Origin of the sequence: Streptomyces synnematoformans (assembly GCF_039531005.1) — a bacterium.
Lineage (GTDB): Bacteria > Actinomycetota > Actinomycetes > Streptomycetales > Streptomycetaceae > Streptomyces > Streptomyces synnematoformans.
Genome location: NZ_BAAAPF010000599.1, coordinates 1 through 1,932 on the forward strand (window position 1 = coordinate 1; position 1,932 = coordinate 1,932).

Here is a 1,932-nt window from a genome sequence, read left to right on the forward strand (position 1 = left end):
CCCCGCCCGCGCACGGCGCGCCGGAAGGCGCCGAGGGCGCCGCCCGCCCGTACGGCGGGGGCGCGGCCGGCGGCGCCGTTTCCGTCAGCCCGGTTCCGCGCCCGTCGCCACCTCGCGGGCCGGATCCGCCGTCCACTCCGACCACGACCCCGGGTACAGCGCCCCGGGGATGCCGGCGATCTCCAGGGCCAGGACCTCCTGCGCCGCGGAGACGCCCGAGCCGCAGTACACGCCGACCTCCGTGCCCGCGGCGGCCCCGAGCGCGCGGAAGCGCGCCGCCAGGTCGGCCGCGGGCCGGAAGGTTCCGTCGGCGGCGAGGTTCTCCGCGGTCGGCGCGGAGACCGCGCCGGGGATGTGGCCCGCGACCGGGTCGATGGGCTCTGTCTCGCCCCGGTACCGCTCCCCCGCCCGGGCGTCGAGCAGCACGCCGCGGCGGGCGAGCGCGGCGGCCTCGTCGGCGCTGAGCACCGGCAGCGCGCCGGGCACGGGAGCGAAGTCGCCCGCGGCGCCCGCGGGCGGGGTGCGGGACAGCTCGCCGGGCCAGGCGGCCAGGCCGCCGTCGAGGACGCGGACGTCGGGGTGGCCGGTGTAGCGCAGCAGCCACCAGCAGCGGGCCGCGGACCAGCCCTGGCCCGCGTCGTACACGACCACGGGGCGGTCCGCGAAGACACCGGCCCGGCGCATGGCGGCGCCGAAGACACCGAGGTCGGGGAGCGGGTGCCGGCCCCGCGGCCCCGGCGGGCCGGCCAGCTCGGCGTCCAGGTCGACGTAGGCGGCGCCGGGGATGTGGCCCGCGTCGTACTCGGGGCGGCCGGGCGGGCCGCCCAGCGTGTAGCGCACGTCGAGCACGACGGGCGGCCGGGGGCCCGCCAGGTCGCCCGCGAGTTCGGTTCCGGAGATGATGGAAGTCATGGAGGCCATCCTGGCGCAGCGTCGCGCCGCGCTTCCCACCCCGCCCCCGAAAACCCACATTTTCTGGCGAGACGGACAATTCCTCAAACGGATCGGCGCAGAGGGGGCGCACCGCAGCAGGGGGGATGAAAACATCTACACAGGCGTCACCGGAACGTCACCCACCGCCACCATTCGACGGTCAGAGAGGGCTGCCATGTCCGAGGGAGCGATTCTCAGCGCGCCGGGCACACCGTGCTGGGTGAGCCTGATGGTGCACAGGCTGGACACGACCGAGGATTTCTACCGGGGCCTGTTCGGCTGGGTCTTCGAGGAGGGCCCGCGGGCGCTCGGCCCGTACCGGCTGGCGCGGCTGGACGGCGGCCAGGTCGCCGGGATCGGGGCGATGGCGCCGGACCGCAGGCTGCCGGTGGACTGGACGCCGTACCTCGCGACCGACGACGCCGACGCCGCCAGCGAGCTGGTGCGCTGCTGCGGCGGGACGGTGGGGGTGGGGCCGCTGGACGCGGACGCGGCCGGCCGGAAGGCGATCTGCTCGGACCCGGCCGGGGCGGTGTTCGGGCTGTGGCAGCCGCGGCGGCACACCGGGGTGGAGCGGCACGGCCGCCCGGGCACGCCGGTGTGGAACGACCTGCTGGTGGCGGAGCCGACGATGGTCGCGAAGTTCTACGAGCTGGTCTTCGGCTACGACGTCCGCGCGGAGGGCGACGTCGCGACGCTGTACGTGCAGGGCCGGCCCGTGGCGTCGATCTGCGGCGCCGACGAGGAGACGCTGCGCGAGGCGGGGCCGCGCTGGACGACCCACTTCGAGGTCGCCGACGTGGACGCGGCCGTGGCGCGCGCGGAGGAGCTGGGCGGCCGGCGGGTGCGCGAGCCGCACGACACCCCGGCGGGGCGGATGGCGGAGGTCGCGGACCTGGAGGGCGCGCGGTTCACGGTGGTGCGCTCCCCGCGCTGACCGCCCCCGGCGGGGCCGGCGGAGGCGCGGCCCCCCGGCACGCGGGCGCGCGGGCGCGGACC

2 protein-coding genes are annotated in these 1,932 nt (G+C 77.7%); one reads left to right on the top strand and one right to left on the bottom strand.

Annotation, left to right across the window (positions count from 1 at the left end; all coding sequences use genetic code 11):
- Window positions 1-84: 84 nt before the first annotated feature.
- Window positions 85-921: a sulfurtransferase gene (locus tag ABD317_RS36405; protein ID WP_425582533.1), complete on the bottom strand. Its 837-nt coding sequence runs from the start codon at window positions 919-921 to the stop codon at window positions 85-87.
- Window positions 922-1,153: 232 nt separating this feature from the next.
- Between ABD317_RS36405 and ABD317_RS36410 the strand changes: the two genes are divergently transcribed.
- Window positions 1,154-1,870 carry a VOC family protein gene (locus tag ABD317_RS36410; protein ID WP_344296259.1) on the top strand — a complete coding sequence of 239 codons (717 nt, stop codon included), beginning with the start codon at window positions 1,154-1,156 and terminating at the stop codon, window positions 1,868-1,870.
- Window positions 1,871-1,932: the final 62 nt, after the last annotated feature.

Bases quoted from the DNA above. Each gene is read 5' to 3' on its own strand.
- ABD317_RS36405 (WP_425582533.1), bottom strand. From the start codon at position 921: ATGGCCTCCATGACTTCCATCATCTCCGGAACCGAACTCGCGGGCGAC.